We start from the raw sequence: 16,500 nt of genomic DNA on the forward strand, positions 1-16,500 counted from the left end.
CTTCGACTTCACTTGGTTATCTTTTTCTTTGCTTTCGCCCGTTCAAATTCACGAAGGCCCATCTGTTTATTTTCCGCCGCTGTCCCTCCCTTACCAGCTTCTCGGTGCGCTTTTTCAGACCAAGTTTTCAACGTATTTACTTGCTGCTCGATCATCTCGATCTTTCTTTGCTGTTTATCATAGTCTCGCTTTTGCTGTTCATAACGACGCTGTTTCTCTGCTCGATACGCCGAATAATTCCCTTCATAAATGGTCAGTTTGCCATCTTCCAGCTCAAAGATTTTGTTCACCGTCTGATCTAGAAAGTGACGGTCATGCGAGATGATGATAGCAGCACCACTATAATTTTGTACTTCTGCTGTCAGCCAGCTGATCCCTTGAAGATCCAGATGATTTGTCGGCTCATCTAAAATCAAGAATTCCGGGTGGTTCGCCCAGATTTTAGCAATGGATACCTTCAGTCGTTCACCGCCACTTAAGCGTCCAAACTCTCCCTTTTCCAACAAGTGTTTCTGCAGTCCAAGCTGTTTACTCGTTTTTAACAGATCCTCAGCTGATTCACGCATTTCTTTTTCCACATTCAGCATGTAATCCGTTGATTGCGGCAGGTATCCCATGTGTAAATGGGCTGGCCATGTTGTAATCGATCCTCTATCTATTTCAACAGTCCCCATCAGTAAATTGACGAGTGTTGTTTTACCACTGCCGTTCCAGCCGACTAGGCCGATTTTCTCGCCTTGCCGTATATCAAATGAAATTTCTTTTAATAGTTCTCGTTCACCAAATTTTTTCTGCAATTTTTTGACTTGTAATACAATCGTCATGCAGCTCACCTCTTTTATCTGTATGGATTACAGGAGGTCAACAAAAAACCTCCCTGGAGCCCAGAGAGGTTGGTTTGCACACATATGCTTTACACGTATCCAAATAAACACAAAAACAAAAAGTTTTTTGTGTGAAATCATATTGGATTTAAAAGGTACGCGTGTACGCAAAATGGGCAGACTTATCCTATTCTCCAGGTCTCATTAGTTTAGAGTTAGCCTAATAAAATAAGAGTTTTCCACATCAGCGTAGTACCGTTCCTTTCCAAAATGACTTCTACTTACAGTTATTAGTATATTTTTGCCAGTGAAAAATGTCAATCAACTTTCAGCAAAAATCATTTCATCTCATTCGCTTTCTTTTCTGCCATTCGATAAACCTTCCTATACAGGATAACAAGAGCTATAGCAATCATGGACGAACCAGCAACAAAAGATAGCAGCGTCCAATCTACAATCCATGCACGATACCATAGATAGAGTGAAACGAAGACATAAACACCTAAAACAATGAGATACAGCTTTGCCCGAGGAAAGAGATATTGCAGCACACCGCTTACTAAGAAGGAAACGAGACAAAGTGGTATTAAATAAAGCATCAATACAAATTCAATACTGTTCATCACTCACTCTCCTTCATGTAAATGTAAGGTTATCATACAACAGGCTTAGAGAATTTTAATCATACTTACGTTTCATTAAAGGAAAAAATTAGAAACTAGAGAATAGATAAATAGATCTATACTTTAGGAGGAAAAATGAAGAAAACGTTTGGAATCTTGTCCATCTTCTTTTCGGTGTCCATTATTCTGCTGATTGTTGTAGCTCCAGATGTGACTTTTATCGGAGACTACATATATCAATGGATTGCAGCAAGTCTTGGGTTGGCAATTATGTTTGCCCTGTTTTCTAAAAAAGGGGTTATGCGAAAAACAGCTTTTGCAGGCGTTTTTTCAATTATTGGCTTATTTGTTCTTTTTCAAGCAATCATGACAATCATTTGGAGTCAGCCATAAAAAACAACAGCTGAGCAGAGGTGCTCAGCTGTTTATCACTTTAATTCTTAGTTTTAGATTTTTTTCCGTAAACTCTTCTTTCAAAATCGAATACACTTTCAAATCCTGATGCTTCCCTTTCGCGAACATTGCTTTCCTAAGAATCCCTTCATATGACATCCCGAGCTTTTTCATAACACCTTCCGATCCAGCGTTCTCTAGAAAACATCTTGCCTGAATTCTTACAAGGTCCATATGCTTAAACCCAAACTTAATGAGTTCAGTTGCCGCTTCTGTTATGATTCCTTGACTCCAATATTTCTTAGATAGAACATATCCAATTTCCGCTGTGTGGTGATTAGGCTGCCATGAAACAAAGTCTACCGTTCCAATAAATTCTCCGTTTTCTTTTCGTTCTATTCCCCATGGTGCAACTTCACCACGTGCGTACTTTCCTAAAACAAACTCTATAAACTTCTTCGTATCGTCGAGCGATTGATGCGAATCCCACGTTACAAATTTTGAAACGTCGTCATCTGAACCATATTGAAACATATCTTCTGCATCATTTAACGTAATTTTTCTTAAGATCAGCCGCTCCGTTTCCAACACTGGCAAGTTATCATAAATTTTCTTTACCTCCACGCAACCACACCTCGCTTTTATAACATTGTATCTCTTCCCCCTCTTAATAAAAAGGAAAATTATGGGCGAATGTCGAATTTTTGCAGTAAGGGGGAATGTTTCATGAAAAAGATGGGTGCTAAGGTTAAGCCGTTTTTGATTCCTTTCATCTTTTTTGCGATTATCTTTACTGCTTTCACTTTGAAAAATATAGAGAAGGAATTAATGCTTCCAGATGAGGGATGGAGTCGATCTTTGCCACTTGCAACCGAAAGTGTTGGTGAGGTAAAACCTGTTTTTCAAGAAGAGAATGGAGCACAGCATGTTTATGTTCCGAAAGAAAATGAGGTTTTAAGCTTTAAAGTGACAGACAACCTGCAGGTAACAGATAAAAAAACAGTGCCTGTATCCATACCAAGTCCTCAAAATTTTTGGGTTAATGGTAATGATTATGTTTTTGTAAAGGACAAGCAGCTTATTCATTATGATGGCAAACAAGAAAACATATTGGATGAAGATGTTTACGGGATGGATTCAAATCCGAATAACATCATTTATTTTAAAGAACATGAACTTCTTAAAGTGAATATCGGCTCTTGGAGTATACGATCTATTAATAAAGTCGATGAACGATTACGATCTGTTGCTCTAAACAGTCAATCCGATTCCTTTATCAGCATTGGAATTAATACTTCACAAGCTAAGCAGGTAAAAGCAATTTTTTATGAATTAGTTAAAGGCTCAGATTACAAGTCGCATCTCATTTTGGATAAAAGTGAGGCACTTAATGAAAATCATTTTGGTTTTTATTTTATTGAAAACGGCATAGATTTAACGATCTATTATACCTTTTTAAAAATAGCTCTGGCGGAAAATCGTATACTGTTTATCAAGGAACGAATCAATTAGGAACGAATAAAGAGTGGCAATTTAACAAGATGACATTCATGGATAAAAACGGTGTAAAGCTGGAGAACCCGAAGTATATTGAATACGGCGTTGATGAAAACAATTCCGCAAAAATTTTATTTACAACCCGAGCACTTAAATCGAATGAAAAAGAAGCAGTGAATGTTTACGAAGCTCGTCCTGATGGGGACGTATGGATGACAGAACTCCGCAGTACAACAAATCATCAGTCTATGTACGCACATCGGCTTGGTGACGAATCGATCATGTGGATGAACTTGATCGGCAACAAAGAGTTTACGTTTAGTGGGGCTTCCACGAAACCAGACGTAATCGAAAAAAGCGTTGCCGTAACGAAAGAAGATTTTAAACAAGCTGCTTCTGCAACCATACTTTCCCTCTTCCAAGGACTGATTTTTGCGATGAGCTCGATCTATTGGATTACACCAGCTGTTCTCTTTGCAATTATCATCTATATGACGAAAATAAAACTCATAGAGGATGAGGATAAACGCGTTATGTACACCATTCTTGCGCTGTTTCTCGGTGTGCAAGTCGTCTTTATTCAGAAGCTATTTAATACCCACTATTACATGTTTGCCCCTGACTTCTTAACCTTTTCAGGAAGTTCATTTGCTATACCGATTGCGCTTGCTTTGTTTAGTGGCGTAGCTGTTTGGTTCGGTAAAAAACAAGATTGGAGCATGCTCACATCTATTTGTTATTTCGCTGTTCTGAATACTTTTTTCTTATCTTTAGTTGTTGGACCTTTTATGTTTTAAACTTGGAGGATACACATTATGAAATCAGTCATACTTAAACCCATTACGAAACCTGTAAAGATCACATTGGCTAATCATCCTGTGCAGTTATCACCAGCATTCCAAGCTGAAGTTGAAAACTTTTGGACTCGTTTTAATTCTGACAGCCGTTTTACCCGAGGCGAAGTTTTTCATGTGGATGTCCTTGAAGAAACAGATAAAGAAATGAAGCTAAACTTAAAAACCACTGATTACGCTCATTATCTTTATTCCGTAAAAAATGAGCCAGTTAGTGGTGAGGGCTGCAAAGTTATTTACGGAGCAGGCTTAGTGGAAACCTCAGATTCTTACTTCGTGTTTGGTGAGATGAATGATCATACGGCATACCCTGGCAGGCTGCAGTGTGTTGGCGGAGGGTTAAGCAGAGAAGATCTTAAAGGAAATCAATTTCAACTAAGAAATAGTGTATTACGAGAAATGACTGAAGAGCTGGGTATCGAAAATGATAACGTGACAAGATGTTTTCCTTGTTTTATAAAAACAGGCGGAACTTATGATTTTATCACGGTTCTCTATTATATTCAGCTCGACTTAACACTTCATCAGTTGGAAAATAGGTATAAAGATTTTTGTGATGATTTAGTGGGTAATGGTGAGATTCCCGAGTTTGCAGAAATGATTACGATTAAAAACAAATCAGAAACGATAAACAACTTTATCAATACCGACAAACGCAATACAGTTGATTATCTGATTCCACTTCTTAAGGAAGCAAGTAAAAAATCCATGGTACGTTTAAACTAGAAAAGGGTGTTTATCTTGAAAAAGAAAATTGGCCCCTTCACTTCTCATATTTATTAGTACTCATCCTGATCGTTGTAAACTCAATAGAAAAAATATACAGCATCGATTTATTTAAGTGGACAATCGTTATATATATCGTCTGTTTTTGTTGGTTGTGTTTTGTGATCTATATGGTGGTTAAAAAAGGGAAACGATAAGGTGCCAATGTGCCTTTTTTGTTTCCCTCTCCTTTTTTAACTACCTGTAACCTTTTGTATCTGCGGGTTTACCATCCTCAACCACTTCCACTAGATATCGCCAGCAATCAGGTTGAGATCCATCTACATCGTAAAAATGATACTTCTTGGCAAGTTCGCCGCTTGATAATGATTGACCATTCAACTCATGTCGTGCTTCGTCTCCCGCGAGTGCGGCAACCGCTCGTCCGACAAAGCGAGGTGTTTCTGAAATGCCAAAGTGTGGATCTTTCTCTAACCCATCTTCCCAATTTTCCTCAGTTACGCCAAACGTCTCAAGCATAATTTCTGAACGCATCCAACCCGGCGTCAATGAAACTGCCGTACAATTGTAAGGTTCAAGCTCATGCGATAAAGACTTTGCCATTCGAATCACCGAGCTTTTCGCTAAATCATAGAACATAGTCACCCTATATTTTTCATTATACTTTTCGGTTCCATCTGTCATCTCGACAACCAATCCACCCTCATTTTTTATTAATAGCGGAAGTGCAAAATGACTTGTTATCAGGTGGGTTTCAATCCCCAAGCGCAGCATGCGCAACCTTTTTCAAGAGAATGCTTCCAGACGGGTTTGTTCCACTCCATCAGGTATTCTCCTCCCCAAATGTCATTCACAAGAATATCTAACCTACCTTGTTCGTTTTCGATTTTTTCGATTAATGATCGAACTTGTTCTGAAACAAGATGATCCACTTGTACAGGGATGCCGATTCCACCCAGTTCATTCACGAGTTCTGCTGTTTCTTCAATCGTTTCCGGTCTGCCATATTCAGATACTTCTTTGCGTGTGGTTCTTCCTGTAATATAGACGGTTGCGCCTGCCGCGCCTAGCTCCATCGCGATACCGCGCCCTGCTCCCCTCGTTCCACCTGCTACTAGCGCGACTCTTCCTTCTAAAGGTTTCATTTGCATTCGCTCCTTGCTTTGAATTATCTTTAGTATAATTCATAAAGCTGACACCCTATGTCATATTAAAATTCAGGAGAAAAAAGATGCGAGCAGACCGCCTTATCAGCATTTTATTGCTGCTTCAAAATCATAAAAAAATGACAACAAAAGCACTAGCGACTGAACTCGAAGTGACAGAACGCACCATCCATCGAGACATGGAAGCATTAAGTGCAGCTGGTATCCCTGTTATGGCAGACCGAGGAAAACATGGGGGTGGAAACTTCTTGATCAATACAGAACAAGACTTACCGGGCTAAAAGAAAATGAGATGAAGGTGCTGTTCCTGTCTCCATCTTTCCAAGTGCTCAGTGACCTCGGTTTCACAAAAGACTGGAAAGAAGCACGGCAAAAACTTTTAGCCACCGTTCCAAATTCCTTTCAAACACAAGCTAACGATATGTGGAACCGAATCCATATTGACACAGACACTTGGAGAAAATCTTCACAAAAAGTTTCTTCTCTTAACGTCTTGCAGCAAGCAATCTGGGAAGAACGAAAACTGCAAATGCACTATGAAAAAGGAAACAAGGAATTATCTGAAAGAGTAGTTGAACCACTGGGATTGGTAGCGAAAGGCCGGACGTGGTATTTAATTGCGGTTTCAAACGGAACAATTAAAAACTTCAGGGCATCAAGAATAAAGGATGCTGCATTAGCGAACGAAACTTTCATCAGACCTTCAGACTTTCAGCTTGCCGAGTATTGGGAACAGTCTAAACTAAATTTTGTTAAAAATCTGCCTAAGTTCGAGGTGGATGTCGAAGCTTCCCCATCCATCATTCAGCGACTAACGTTTACTGGCCGCTTTGTTCAAGTTCTTAAAACCGAATCTCAATTAGATAATGGCTGGACTTCTGTAAAACTTAACTTTGATACAGAACAAGAAGCAAAAGAGTATATCTTAGGTTTTGGTGATCAGATTAGAATCATTCATCCCACTTCATTAATAGAAGAAGTAAGGAAAATGGCTGAATTGATTCTTACTATGTACGAGTAAACACATTTAGAAAAATAGCTGACAAGAAAAATAAGGTAATAATTCCATTTATTGATTATAATGAAGTTAGCTTTTGGCATATATATGTTTATCTATTTATCACAAAATGAAGGGGCTTTACATATGCAACGACATAGAAGAAGAAACACGCCGGCATTTACGGTTCTAGCGTACTTCACGTTTATTGCGGGTGTATCCATGTTCTGTATCGGACTTTATAACGCTGATAATCTGCAGTTGAACGAAAAAGGGTACTATATTGCTGTTATGATTTTGGTAGCAGTTGGGGCAATTCTTACTCAAAAAGTTACACGTGATAACGCGGAAGATGACGAGTTGATCGCTGAACAAGAGCGAAAATATACAAAAGCAGAATAACGCCACAATAAAAGGAAGGCACATCACATGCCTTCCTTTCGTCATACCTTATCTTTTTACTTGTTCACCAGCATAAATTTTCACATCTGTTGGAGCAGCCATAAAGCTTTGCGCTTTTTTACCAAACGCAACAAAGTGTTCGCTCGTGTTATGGCTTTGAACCGCTTCTTGGCTCGCCCAAACTTCAACCATCAAATAAGTGGCTTCTTTTTCCGTGTCTTTCATGAGATCGTATTGAATGTTTCCGCTCTCTGCACGTGAAGCTTCAACTAATGTTTTTACTTCTTCCAAAAAGGCTTCTTCTTTTTCTTTTAAAACAGTTAACCCTGCATGAATAATAATCATATTAATGGCTCCCCTTTCTTATCTCCACTCTGTTGTTTCTTCTACAGATAGACGAACAGATTGATATCCTTGATCTGCAGCTTTTCCGATTGAAAGCAGCATTACAGGGAAATAACGTTTTTTATCTAGACCAAAAGCTTCAGCAATCTGAGCTTTTTCATATCCGCCGATTGGATTCGTGTCATAGCCATGTGCACGAGCTACTAACATAAGCTGCATAGAAACAAGCCCTGCATCAATCAAGTTCATGTCTTTGAACTGTTCTGGCGTCATTTGTTCTAAAAGTCCACGGATCGCTGGTACTTGTTGATCTCTAACTTCCGCTGGCATATGCCCTTCGTCTACTGCTTTGTCATAGATTTTTTCTAAATAATCCAGGCTGTTGTTGTCAGCAAATACGGCAATGACTGCAGATGAAGTTTCCACTTGTCTTTGGTTGAACTTTGCAAGTGGTGCTAGCGTTTCTTTTCCTTCTGGTGTATCGATTACGACAAAACGCCAAGGCTGTAAGTTAACAGAAGATGGAGCAAGAGAAGCTTCTGCCAAAATCTCCTTCATCTCTTCTCTTGAAATTTTTACAGATGGATCATAGTTACGAATGGAGCGGCGTCCTGTGATAATTTCATTGAAGTCGTTAATTTTAGTTTGTAGCATATTTCATTCTCCTTTATGTGTCGGTCTTAGATGTATAGGTGTTACTCAAATCTTTCAATGTTGTGCTGAATGCGTGTTAACATGTCGAGAAGAACGTTTCTCTCCTCATCTGAAAAGTCATGTAAGACACCCGAGATAAACCTCTCTTTTTCTTCTCGGTAGTGAATGATTTTTGTGCGGCCTTCTTCTGATAAAGAAACATACGTAAACCGCTGATCCTTAGGGTCTTTCCGTCGGATAATCATTCCCTTTTCTTCAAGTTGCTTGAGATGTCTTGTGACCGCAGCATGGTCGATATTTACTTTCTTTTGAAGAGCTCTTTGGCTGATTTCCTCTACTTCATACAGTTCATGTAAAAGTTCCAGTCGCGTTTGACTGATGCCTGTACAGCTTTCAAACTTCGGTGCTGTCCTGCGATGGATCTCGTACAATCGGGTAATGATCTTCTCATCTTCTATAGTTGAGTTGGACAATAACATCCCCCTCCTTTTATTAATTGATAGCTCAATCATTGATACGTCAACTAATATAAAATACTTCATCTCAATTGTCAAACAGAAACATTTTTTATGTAAAAACAAAGAGGCTATCTGCGATGAACAGATAGCCGAGCCATGATATTAAATTAATTAGCGCTTTCCGCCAAGAGCTTGAGCTACTAGACGTTTTGTGATTTCTCCACCTACAGATCCGTTAGCACGAGAAGTGCTGTCTGGTCCAAGGTTTACACCGAACTCAGAAGCGATTTCATACTTCATTTGGTCGATAGCTTGTTGTGCACCAGGTACTACTAATTGGTTTGTGTTAGCCATGTTGTTTCACCTCCTTGTTGAATTAAGATTATAATTCCACATTGAATCGTTCTTATGCGTTACAGGGATAGGTAGTATTTGTTAATAAAAAAATAGGACGATTATTTAAATCGTCCCCGTGGTGAAACAAGTGGCAAACCTATATTTTGTATGTCTTTAGACTTCCCGCCAAATGAGTAATTATTCCATTTTTCTTTAATAATTTAACAGGTATTTATTTTAATAAATGATTTAAGTACTCTTCTTTTAAAATACTCATTCTCAAACGGTCCACATAGATGCCTTTTCTTAACCGGTCTTGTCGCAAAATACCTTCTTCAACATATCCAGCATTCTTGTAAGAAGAAATGGCTTTTTCATTGTCTGCCTCGACCCGAAGCCATATTTTATTTAGGTCCAGTTCGCGAAAACCGTAACTTAACATTTCCTTCATGGCAGCAATCCCGTATCCTTTGCCCCAATACGCTTTGTCTCCAATGGCAATTCCTAACTCTGCATGATTGTTTAAGCGATCTATATTTTTGAGGTCGATCCACCCTATATGTTTACCTGTTTCACTAACAATCGCTTTTTGCTCGTAACCATTTTCTTTTGTAATACATTGTTTAATCCACTTTCTCGTTTCTTCTATACTAAACGGTGGATATCTATCTGGCATGTTTAAATGCTTGGTTACTTCTTCATCTAGACACCACTGATAGCGGTCTTCTGCATCTTCTATCTTCAGCTCTCTAAGTTGTACTTTGGGCAATTGTTTTTGCATGGTATTCCCCTTTATGTTCTACGTTCCTTTTTCTTCTGAAACGATTGAATCGATTTTGTAAAACCTGCTCTTTCAAAGAATGCTTCTTTCCCAGGCTGTGCGCCTAAGAATAGAGAGGTAGGACTGACTTCCCAGGCCAGATCCATTAAATGTTTGCCAATTCCCTTACCTTGATAGTCAGGACGTACAAGAATCTCAGTGATTGTGCCAAAGAAATAGCCATCTGTTAATAGCCTTAAGCATCCAACCAATTTTTCATTTTCCCACGCTGTGATATTTATTGTTTTTTGAAACGCTTCTTTTGATAACTGTTCATTGTACTTACCTGGCCATACAGCTTTTACTAATGATAAAAATGCTGAGACATCTAACTCCTGATCATCTTTTATGTATTTTATTTCGTTCTCACTTACATTCATCGCGACTAATCCTCAGTGTAATCAATCTTGAAAACGGCATTTATCCTATATACAAACGTGAACTTCTATTAATTTTCAGACTTTTATTTTAACACATTTTTACAAAAGTTTAGATAATATGAGATATCAAACGGATTGGATTTTGTACAACCTAAAATGGCTTGTGTGCTGTTCTAAATGTAGTTTAGGAGCTATATCTTACTATAAACATCAGGGGAGGGATGATTTTGAAGAAAAAAACAAACGCTATATTGTAAAACGGCTCTCCCACCTAAATCATTAATTGATAATCAGCCTCCTTCCATCCCAAATTACAAAAAGGTTGATGCCAAAAGGGATTCAAAGCGTCTTCAATCTCCTTCTATTCTAAATACCAACAATTTAATAAAGCATTCCCTTGATTATCAGCGATCCCGCTGCAGTCTTTTTTGTGATCATGATTGTCATAAATGTAAACCAAATAAAAGTCTAACGTATGTGTTAGGTGGAAATTTAAATTCAGTTGAAAGTGTGCTCGGTGCTACCATTACTGGCGGCACGATTAATGCAATTTTAGGCACAGTTACAGCAGAAATTCCTTCTGTGACCATTACAGGGGGCACGATTAATACCGTGCAAAGTCTTTTGGGAGCAACGATTACTGCCGGAACCCTTAGTTCGGTTGAAAGTGTACTTGGCGCTACCATTACTGGCGGTACTATTAACGCTATTCTCGGAACGGTTACGGCAGAGATTCCTTCTGTCACCATCACTGGCGGCACGATCAATACAGTACAAAGTCTTCTTGGTGCTACTATTACGGCCGGGACCCTTAATTCGGTTGAAAGTGTGCTTGCGGCTACTATTTCTGGGGGAACCATTAACGCTATTCTTGGGACGGTTACTGCAGAGATTCCTTCTGTGACCATCACAGGTGGCACAATCAATACCGTGCAAGGTCTTTTGGGAGCTACGATCACCGCTGGGACAATTAATACGGTTGAAAATGTGCTTGCAGCTACCATTACGGGTGGAACCATCAATGCTATTCTTGGGACGGTTACTGCAGAGATTCCTTCTGTCACAATCACAGGCGGCACGATCAATACCGTGCAAGGTCTTTTGGGAGCTACGATCACCGCTGGGACAATTAATACGGTTGAAAATGTGCTTGCGGCTACCATTACGGGTGGAACCATCAATGCTATTCTTGGGACGGTTACTGCAGAGATTCCTTCTGTCACAATCACAGGCGGCACGATCAATACCGTGCAGAGCCTTTTTGGAGCAACGATTACTGCCGGGACCCTAAATACGGTTGAAAGTGTGCTTGGCGCTACCATTACGGGTGGAACCATTAATGCTATTCTTGGGACGGTTACTGCAGAGATTCCTTCTGTCACAGTTATTGGCGGCACAATTAATACCGTGCAGAGTCTTCTTGGAGCAACGATTACTGCTGGGACCCTAAATACGGTTGAAAATGTTCTAGGCGCTACTATCACAGGGGGAACCATAAACGCTATTCTTGGAACGGTTACTGCAGAAATCCCTTCCGTGACCATCACTGGTGGCACGATCAATACCGTGCAAAGTCTTCTTGGTGCTACCATTACGGCTGGGACCCTAAATACGGTTGAAAATGTTCTAGGCGCTACTATAACAGGGGGAACCATAAACGCTATTCTTGGAACAATTACTGCTGTAGTCCCTTCTGTTACAGTTACCGGTGGCACAATCAATACCGTGCAAAGCCTTTTAGGAGCTACGATAACTGCCGGGACAATTAATACGGTTGAAAATGTTTTAGGCGCTACCATCACAGGCGGGACGATTAATGCCATTTTAGGCACAGTTACAGCAGAGATACCTTCTGTGACCATCACAGGTGGCACAATCAATACCGTGCAAGGTCTTTTAGGAGCTACGATTACTGCAGGAACAATAACTACGGTTGAAAATGTGCTTGCAGCTACCATTACAGGTGGAACCATCAATGCTATTCTTGGGACAATTACTGCCGTGGTCCCTTCTGTTACAGTTACCGGCGGCACGATCAATACCTTGCAAAGTGTTCTTGGTGCTACCATTACGGCCGGGACCTTAAATACGATTGAAAACGTGCTTGGGGCGACTATCACTGCTGGAACAATCAACACCGTCGAGAATGTATTGGCTGCTACAATTGTTGGAGGCACCATTAACGCTATTACTGGGACACTCACTGCCGATATTACTGGGAATGTCACTCTGCTTGGTGGAACCGTAAATAACATTTTGAATGGAACTATCACTAGTGTATTAGGTGCTACCATAACCGCTGGAACTATTAATACTGTCGAGAATGTATTAGCTGCCACCATCGTAGGTGGCACCATTAACTCTATTACTGGAACACTCACTGCTGATGTCACTGGCAACGTCACACTGCTCGGTGGAACCGTAAATAACATCTTGAATGGAACTATCACTAGTGTTCTTGGAGCTACCATCACCGCCGGAACAATCAACACTGTTGAAAATGTTTTAGCAGCTACTATCGTCGGCGGAACAATCAACTCCATTACAGGAACCGTTTCTGCTGATGTCACCGGCAACGTCACCCTACTTGGAGGTACAGTTAACAACATCCTGAACGGAACGATTACTAGTGTTCTTGGAGCTACCATCACTGCCGGAACAATCAACACTGTCGAAAATGTTTTAGCGGCAACCATTGTCGGGGGCACCATTAACGCCATAACTGGTACTGTGACCGCAGATATTACTGGGAATGTCACTCTGCTTGGTGGAACACTAAATAACATTTTGAATGGAACTATCACTAGTGTTCTTGGAGCTACCATCACCGCCGGAACAATTAATACTGTCGAAAATGTTTTAGCGGCTACTATCATTGGAGGTACGATTAACGCCATTACAGGAACGGTGACAGCTGATGTTATTGGGAATGTCACTCTGGTCGGCGGAACGCTTAACAACATTTTAAACGGAACGATTACTAGTGTTTTAGGAGCTACCATTACCGCTGGAACGATCAACACTGTTGAAAATGTTTTGGCTGCTACCATAGTCGGCGGAACAATCAACTCCATTACAGGAACCGTTTCTGCAGATGTCACCGGCAACGTTACTCTGCTTGGCGGAACACTAAATAACATTTTGAATGGAACTATCACTAGTGTTCTTGGAGCTACCATCACTGCCGGAACGATCAATACTGTTGAAAATATTTTGGCTGCTACCATAGTCGGCGGAACAATCAACTCCATTACAGGAACCGTTTCTGCAGATGTCACCGGCAACGTCACTCTGCTTGGTGGAACACTAAATAACATTTTAAACGGAACTATCACTAGTGTTCTTGGAGCTACCATCACTGCCGGAACGATCAATACTGTTGAAAATATTTTGGCTGCAACCATAGTCGGCGGCACCATCAATGCCATTACAAGTACGGTGACTGCTGATGTCACTGGCAGCGTCACTCTGCTTGGCGGAACATTAAACAACATTTTAAACGGAACGATCACTAGTGTCTTAGGAGCTACCATTACCGCTGGAACGATCAACACTGTTGAAAACGTATTGGCTGCTACCATAGTCGGCGGAACAATCAACTCCATTACAGGAACCGTTTCTGCAGATGTCACCGGCAACGTTACTCTGCTTGGCGGAACAATAAACAACATTTTAAACGGAACTATCACTAGTGTTCTTGGAGCTACCATCACTGCTGGAACGATCAACACTGTTGAAAACGTATTGGCTGCCACTATCGTCGGCGGCACCATCAATGCCATTACAAGTACGGTGACTGCTGATGTCACTGGCAGCGTCACTCTGCTTGGCGGAACATTAAACAACATTTTAAACGGAACGATCACTAGTGTCTTAGGAGCTACCATTACCGCTGGAACGATCAACACTGTTGAAAACGTATTGGCTGCTACCATAGTCGGCGGAACAATCAACTCCATTACAGGAACCGTTTCTGCAGATGTCACCGGCAACGTTACTCTGCTTGGCGGAACAATAAACAACATTTTAAACGGAACGATCACCAGTGTCTTAGGAGCTACCATTACTGCTGGAACGATCAACACTGTTGAAAACGTATTGGCTGCCACTATCGTCGGGGGCACTATCAACGCCATAACTGGAACGGTCAATGCCAACATTACAGGTAACGTCACACTGCTTGGCGGAACGTTAAATAACATACTAAACGGCACAATTAATAGTGTTTTGGGAGCGACCATCACTGCTGGAACGATCAACACTGTTGAAAACGTATTGGCTGCCACTATCGTCGGGGGCACTATCAACGCCATAACTGGAACGGTCAATGCTAACGTTACTGGCAACGTTACTCTTCTTGGTGGAACACTCAACAATATTCTTAACGGAACCATCACTAGTGTTCTTGGCGCGACGATTACGGCTGGAACCATTACGACCGTGCAAAACGTTCTCGCCGCTACTATCGTCGGGGGCACTATCAACGCCATAACTGGAACGGTCAATGCTAACGTTACTGGCAACGTTACTCTTCTTGGTGGAACACTCAACAATATTCTTAACGGTACGATCACTAGTGTTCTTGGCGCGACGATTACGGCTGGAACCATTACGACCGTGCAAAACGTTCTTGCCGCTACTATTGTCGGAGGAACGATCAATGCCATTACTGGAACCGTCAATGCCAACGTTACTGGCAACGTCACTCTGCTTGGTGGAACACTCAACAATATTCTTAACGGAACCATCACTAGTGTTCTTGGCGCGACGATTACCGCTGGAACCATTACGACCGTGCAAAACGTTCTCGCCGCTACTATCGTCGGGGGCACTATCAACGCCATAACTGGAACGGTCAATGCTAACGTTACTGGCAACGTTACTCTTCTTGGTGGAACACTCAACAATATTCTTAACGGTACGATCACTAGTGTTCTTGGCGCGACGATTACGGCTGGAACCATTACGACCGTGCAAAACGTTCTTGCCGCTACTATTGTCGGAGGAACGATCAATGCCATTACTGGAACCGTCAATGCCAACGTTACTGGCAACGTCACTCTGCTTGGTGGAACACTCAACAATATTCTTAACGGAACCATCACTAGTGTTCTTGGCGCGACAATTACCGCTGGAACCATTACGACCGTGCAAAACGTTCTCGCCGCAACGATTGTCGGAGGGACTCTCAACAACCTTCTTAATGGAACGGTTACGAGTGTGCTTGGAGCTACTATCACTGCAGGAACATTGACTGCCGTTTCTCAGAATACTTTCGTTGAACAAAGCTTTTTAAATATACCCGTTGGCACAGGAGCGGCCTTTACTCCTCTTCCTACCATCACAACATCCATTTTAGAAACATATTCATTCTTTATCTACAACACAAACAATGTAGGGACCGTTGACACCATTGTTGAAATCAGCGCAAATGGAACGAATTGGTTTACAGATGTAACCGGCTTGAACATTAACCCCGGTTCGGTGGATGTGTTAGTGCCGCAGCGCTTTTTAAAATATACAAGGTTGTCTTACAGAACTTCAACGACTCTAGCTACGGCTACAATCAGTGTCATATTTAATGCTCAAGGCTCATAGAATGAACACAGATTACCCCCTCTATCATGAAGATAGAGGGATTTTTTACGGACAGGAGGTTTCGATTATGCTTCTTGGTCTTCATATGATTGTGAAAAACGAAGGAGAATGGTTAGCCGGCTGCTTGGACAGTATCCAAGAATTTGTAGATGAAATCGTCATCGTCGATACAGGATCCTCAGACCAAACAAGAGCAATCGCTAAGACCTATGGCGCGAAAGTTATTAATACAGAATGGCAAAGCGATTTTTCAATAGCACGAAATACTTCCCTTTCTTACGCTAATACCGATTGGATTATCTATATGGATGCGGATGAAGTTTTTATGGGAAACGGAAATGAACTTAGGAGTGTATTACAAACCACAGCTTGTCATGCTTTTTCCTTGAAATTGAAAGCTTAGTCGGCACTTCCTTACACGAGAAAA

18 protein-coding genes and 1 pseudogene are annotated in these 16,500 nt (G+C 41.0%); 9 read left to right on the top strand and 10 right to left on the bottom strand.

What is annotated here, in order from left to right; all coding sequences use genetic code 11:
• Window positions 1–8 precede the first annotated feature (8 nt).
• Both ACEWFH_RS17485 and ACEWFH_RS17490 read right to left on the bottom strand, forming a co-directional pair.
• Window positions 9–824, bottom strand: coding sequence for an ATP-binding cassette domain-containing protein (locus ACEWFH_RS17485; protein WP_473725022.1), 816 nt, complete (start codon window positions 822–824; stop codon window positions 9–11).
• Between the two features lie 338 nt (window positions 825–1,162).
• A complete protein-coding gene (locus tag ACEWFH_RS17490) occupies window positions 1,163–1,447 on the bottom strand; it encodes a hypothetical protein (RefSeq protein WP_473725023.1) in 285 nt (94 codons plus the stop codon).
• Between the two features lie 135 nt (window positions 1,448–1,582).
• Here ACEWFH_RS17490 and ACEWFH_RS17495 point away from each other — a divergent pair, with 135 nt between their 5' ends.
• Window positions 1,583–1,840: a hypothetical protein gene (locus tag ACEWFH_RS17495; protein WP_473725024.1), complete on the top strand. Its 258-nt coding sequence runs from the start codon at window positions 1,583–1,585 to the stop codon at window positions 1,838–1,840.
• A gap of 24 nt (window positions 1,841–1,864) precedes the next feature.
• Here the strand turns inward: ACEWFH_RS17495 and ACEWFH_RS17500 are convergent, their stop codons facing one another.
• Window positions 1,865–2,464 (bottom strand): GNAT family N-acetyltransferase, encoded by a 600-nt coding sequence (locus ACEWFH_RS17500; RefSeq protein WP_473725025.1) that lies wholly within the window; start codon window positions 2,462–2,464, stop codon window positions 1,865–1,867.
• Window positions 2,465–2,566: 102 nt separating this feature from the next.
• Between ACEWFH_RS17500 and ACEWFH_RS17505 the strand changes: the two genes are divergently transcribed.
• From ACEWFH_RS17505 to ACEWFH_RS17515, 3 genes are read left to right on the top strand one after another with little or no spacing between them, the layout of a single operon-like run.
• Entirely contained in the window at window positions 2,567–3,352 is a 786-nt protein-coding gene (locus tag ACEWFH_RS17505) for a hypothetical protein (protein ID WP_473725026.1), read from the top strand.
• A 38-nt stretch (window positions 3,353–3,390) separates the two neighbouring features.
• Window positions 3,391–4,134 carry a hypothetical protein gene (locus ACEWFH_RS17510; protein WP_473725027.1) on the top strand — a complete coding sequence of 248 codons (744 nt, stop codon included), beginning with the start codon at window positions 3,391–3,393 and terminating at the stop codon, window positions 4,132–4,134.
• An 18-nt stretch (window positions 4,135–4,152) separates the two neighbouring features.
• The gene (locus tag ACEWFH_RS17515; RefSeq protein ID WP_473725028.1) at window positions 4,153–4,917 is read left to right on the top strand and encodes a hypothetical protein; all 765 of its coding nucleotides are present in this window, start codon (window positions 4,153–4,155) and stop codon (window positions 4,915–4,917) included.
• 237 nt (window positions 4,918–5,154) lie between these two features.
• Here the strand turns inward: ACEWFH_RS17515 and ACEWFH_RS17520 are convergent.
• Window positions 5,155–6,062, bottom strand: a pseudogene (locus ACEWFH_RS17520) (SDR family oxidoreductase).
• A gap of 86 nt (window positions 6,063–6,148) precedes the next feature.
• Here ACEWFH_RS17520 and ACEWFH_RS17525 point away from each other — a divergent pair.
• The 3 genes from ACEWFH_RS17525 (at window position 6,149) to ACEWFH_RS17535 (ending at window position 7,482) form a co-directional block, all read left to right on the top strand.
• Window positions 6,149–6,364: a helix-turn-helix transcriptional regulator gene (locus ACEWFH_RS17525; protein WP_473725029.1), complete on the top strand. Its 216-nt coding sequence runs from the start codon at window positions 6,149–6,151 to the stop codon at window positions 6,362–6,364.
• An 11-nt stretch (window positions 6,365–6,375) separates the two neighbouring features.
• On the top strand, window positions 6,376–7,104 hold the full coding sequence (locus ACEWFH_RS17530; protein ID WP_473725030.1) for a helix-turn-helix transcriptional regulator: 729 nt from the start codon (window positions 6,376–6,378) through the stop codon (window positions 7,102–7,104).
• Window positions 7,105–7,227: 123 nt separating this feature from the next.
• Complete coding sequence (locus ACEWFH_RS17535; protein WP_066392185.1) at window positions 7,228–7,482, top strand: YiaA/YiaB family inner membrane protein; 255 nt, start codon at window positions 7,228–7,230, stop codon at window positions 7,480–7,482.
• 48 nt (window positions 7,483–7,530) lie between these two features.
• Here ACEWFH_RS17535 and ACEWFH_RS17540 read toward each other — a convergent pair whose 3' ends face one another.
• The 6 genes from ACEWFH_RS17540 to ACEWFH_RS17565 form a co-directional block, all read right to left on the bottom strand.
• The gene (locus ACEWFH_RS17540; RefSeq protein ID WP_473725031.1) at window positions 7,531–7,827 is read right to left on the bottom strand and encodes a putative quinol monooxygenase; all 297 of its coding nucleotides are present in this window, start codon (window positions 7,825–7,827) and stop codon (window positions 7,531–7,533) included.
• 18 nt (window positions 7,828–7,845) lie between these two features.
• Window positions 7,846–8,481, bottom strand: a complete 636-nt coding sequence (locus tag ACEWFH_RS17545; protein WP_473725032.1) for a nitroreductase family protein — start codon at window positions 8,479–8,481, stop codon at window positions 7,846–7,848.
• Between the two features lie 41 nt (window positions 8,482–8,522).
• Window positions 8,523–8,960 (bottom strand): MarR family winged helix-turn-helix transcriptional regulator, encoded by a 438-nt coding sequence (locus tag ACEWFH_RS17550; protein WP_473725033.1) that lies wholly within the window; start codon window positions 8,958–8,960, stop codon window positions 8,523–8,525.
• Between the two features lie 150 nt (window positions 8,961–9,110).
• Window positions 9,111–9,293: an alpha/beta-type small acid-soluble spore protein gene (locus tag ACEWFH_RS17555; RefSeq protein WP_066392178.1), complete on the bottom strand. Its 183-nt coding sequence runs from the start codon at window positions 9,291–9,293 to the stop codon at window positions 9,111–9,113.
• 214 nt (window positions 9,294–9,507) lie between these two features.
• Complete coding sequence (locus ACEWFH_RS17560) at window positions 9,508–10,056, bottom strand: GNAT family N-acetyltransferase (protein WP_473725034.1); 549 nt, start codon at window positions 10,054–10,056, stop codon at window positions 9,508–9,510.
• A gap of 11 nt (window positions 10,057–10,067) precedes the next feature.
• A complete protein-coding gene (locus ACEWFH_RS17565) occupies window positions 10,068–10,475 on the bottom strand; it encodes a GNAT family N-acetyltransferase (protein ID WP_473725035.1) in 408 nt (135 codons plus the stop codon).
• A gap of 477 nt (window positions 10,476–10,952) precedes the next feature.
• Between ACEWFH_RS17565 and ACEWFH_RS17570 the strand changes: the two genes are divergently transcribed.
• Both ACEWFH_RS17570 and ACEWFH_RS17575 read left to right on the top strand, forming a co-directional pair.
• Window positions 10,953–16,073, top strand: a complete 5,121-nt coding sequence (locus ACEWFH_RS17570) for a DUF6385 domain-containing protein (RefSeq protein WP_473725036.1) — start codon at window positions 10,953–10,955, stop codon at window positions 16,071–16,073.
• A gap of 67 nt (window positions 16,074–16,140) precedes the next feature.
• Window positions 16,141–16,476, top strand: coding sequence for a glycosyltransferase (locus tag ACEWFH_RS17575; RefSeq protein WP_473725037.1), 336 nt, complete (start codon window positions 16,141–16,143; stop codon window positions 16,474–16,476).
• The last annotated feature ends 24 nt before the right edge of the window (window positions 16,477–16,500 follow it).

The organism is Fictibacillus sp. EA-CB0309 (genome assembly GCF_055814265.1).

Coding starts and splice junctions, on each gene's coding strand:
- ACEWFH_RS17565 (WP_473725035.1), bottom strand. CDS start 10,475: ATGAATGTAAGTGAGAACGAAATAAAATACATAAAAGATGATCAGGAG.
- ACEWFH_RS17530 (WP_473725030.1), top strand. CDS start 6,376: ATGAAGGTGCTGTTCCTGTCTCCATCTTTCCAAGTGCTCAGTGACCTC.
- ACEWFH_RS17490 (WP_473725023.1), bottom strand. CDS start 1,447: ATGAACAGTATTGAATTTGTATTGATGCTTTATTTAATACCACTTTGT.
- ACEWFH_RS17535 (WP_066392185.1), top strand. CDS start 7,228: ATGCAACGACATAGAAGAAGAAACACGCCGGCATTTACGGTTCTAGCG.
- ACEWFH_RS17545 (WP_473725032.1), bottom strand. CDS start 8,481: ATGCTACAAACTAAAATTAACGACTTCAATGAAATTATCACAGGACGC.
- ACEWFH_RS17505 (WP_473725026.1), top strand. CDS start 2,567: ATGAAAAAGATGGGTGCTAAGGTTAAGCCGTTTTTGATTCCTTTCATC.
- ACEWFH_RS17510 (WP_473725027.1), top strand. CDS start 3,391: ATGGATAAAAACGGTGTAAAGCTGGAGAACCCGAAGTATATTGAATAC.
- ACEWFH_RS17555 (WP_066392178.1), bottom strand. CDS start 9,293: ATGGCTAACACAAACCAATTAGTAGTACCTGGTGCACAACAAGCTATC.
- ACEWFH_RS17540 (WP_473725031.1), bottom strand. CDS start 7,827: ATGATTATTATTCATGCAGGGTTAACTGTTTTAAAAGAAAAAGAAGAA.
- ACEWFH_RS17525 (WP_473725029.1), top strand. CDS start 6,149: ATGCGAGCAGACCGCCTTATCAGCATTTTATTGCTGCTTCAAAATCAT.
- ACEWFH_RS17560 (WP_473725034.1), bottom strand. CDS start 10,056: ATGCAAAAACAATTGCCCAAAGTACAACTTAGAGAGCTGAAGATAGAA.
- ACEWFH_RS17495 (WP_473725024.1), top strand. CDS start 1,583: ATGAAGAAAACGTTTGGAATCTTGTCCATCTTCTTTTCGGTGTCCATT.
- ACEWFH_RS17575 (WP_473725037.1), top strand. CDS start 16,141: ATGCTTCTTGGTCTTCATATGATTGTGAAAAACGAAGGAGAATGGTTA.
- ACEWFH_RS17550 (WP_473725033.1), bottom strand. CDS start 8,960: ATGTTATTGTCCAACTCAACTATAGAAGATGAGAAGATCATTACCCGA.
- ACEWFH_RS17485 (WP_473725022.1), bottom strand. CDS start 824: ATGACGATTGTATTACAAGTCAAAAAATTGCAGAAAAAATTTGGTGAA.
- ACEWFH_RS17515 (WP_473725028.1), top strand. CDS start 4,153: ATGAAATCAGTCATACTTAAACCCATTACGAAACCTGTAAAGATCACA.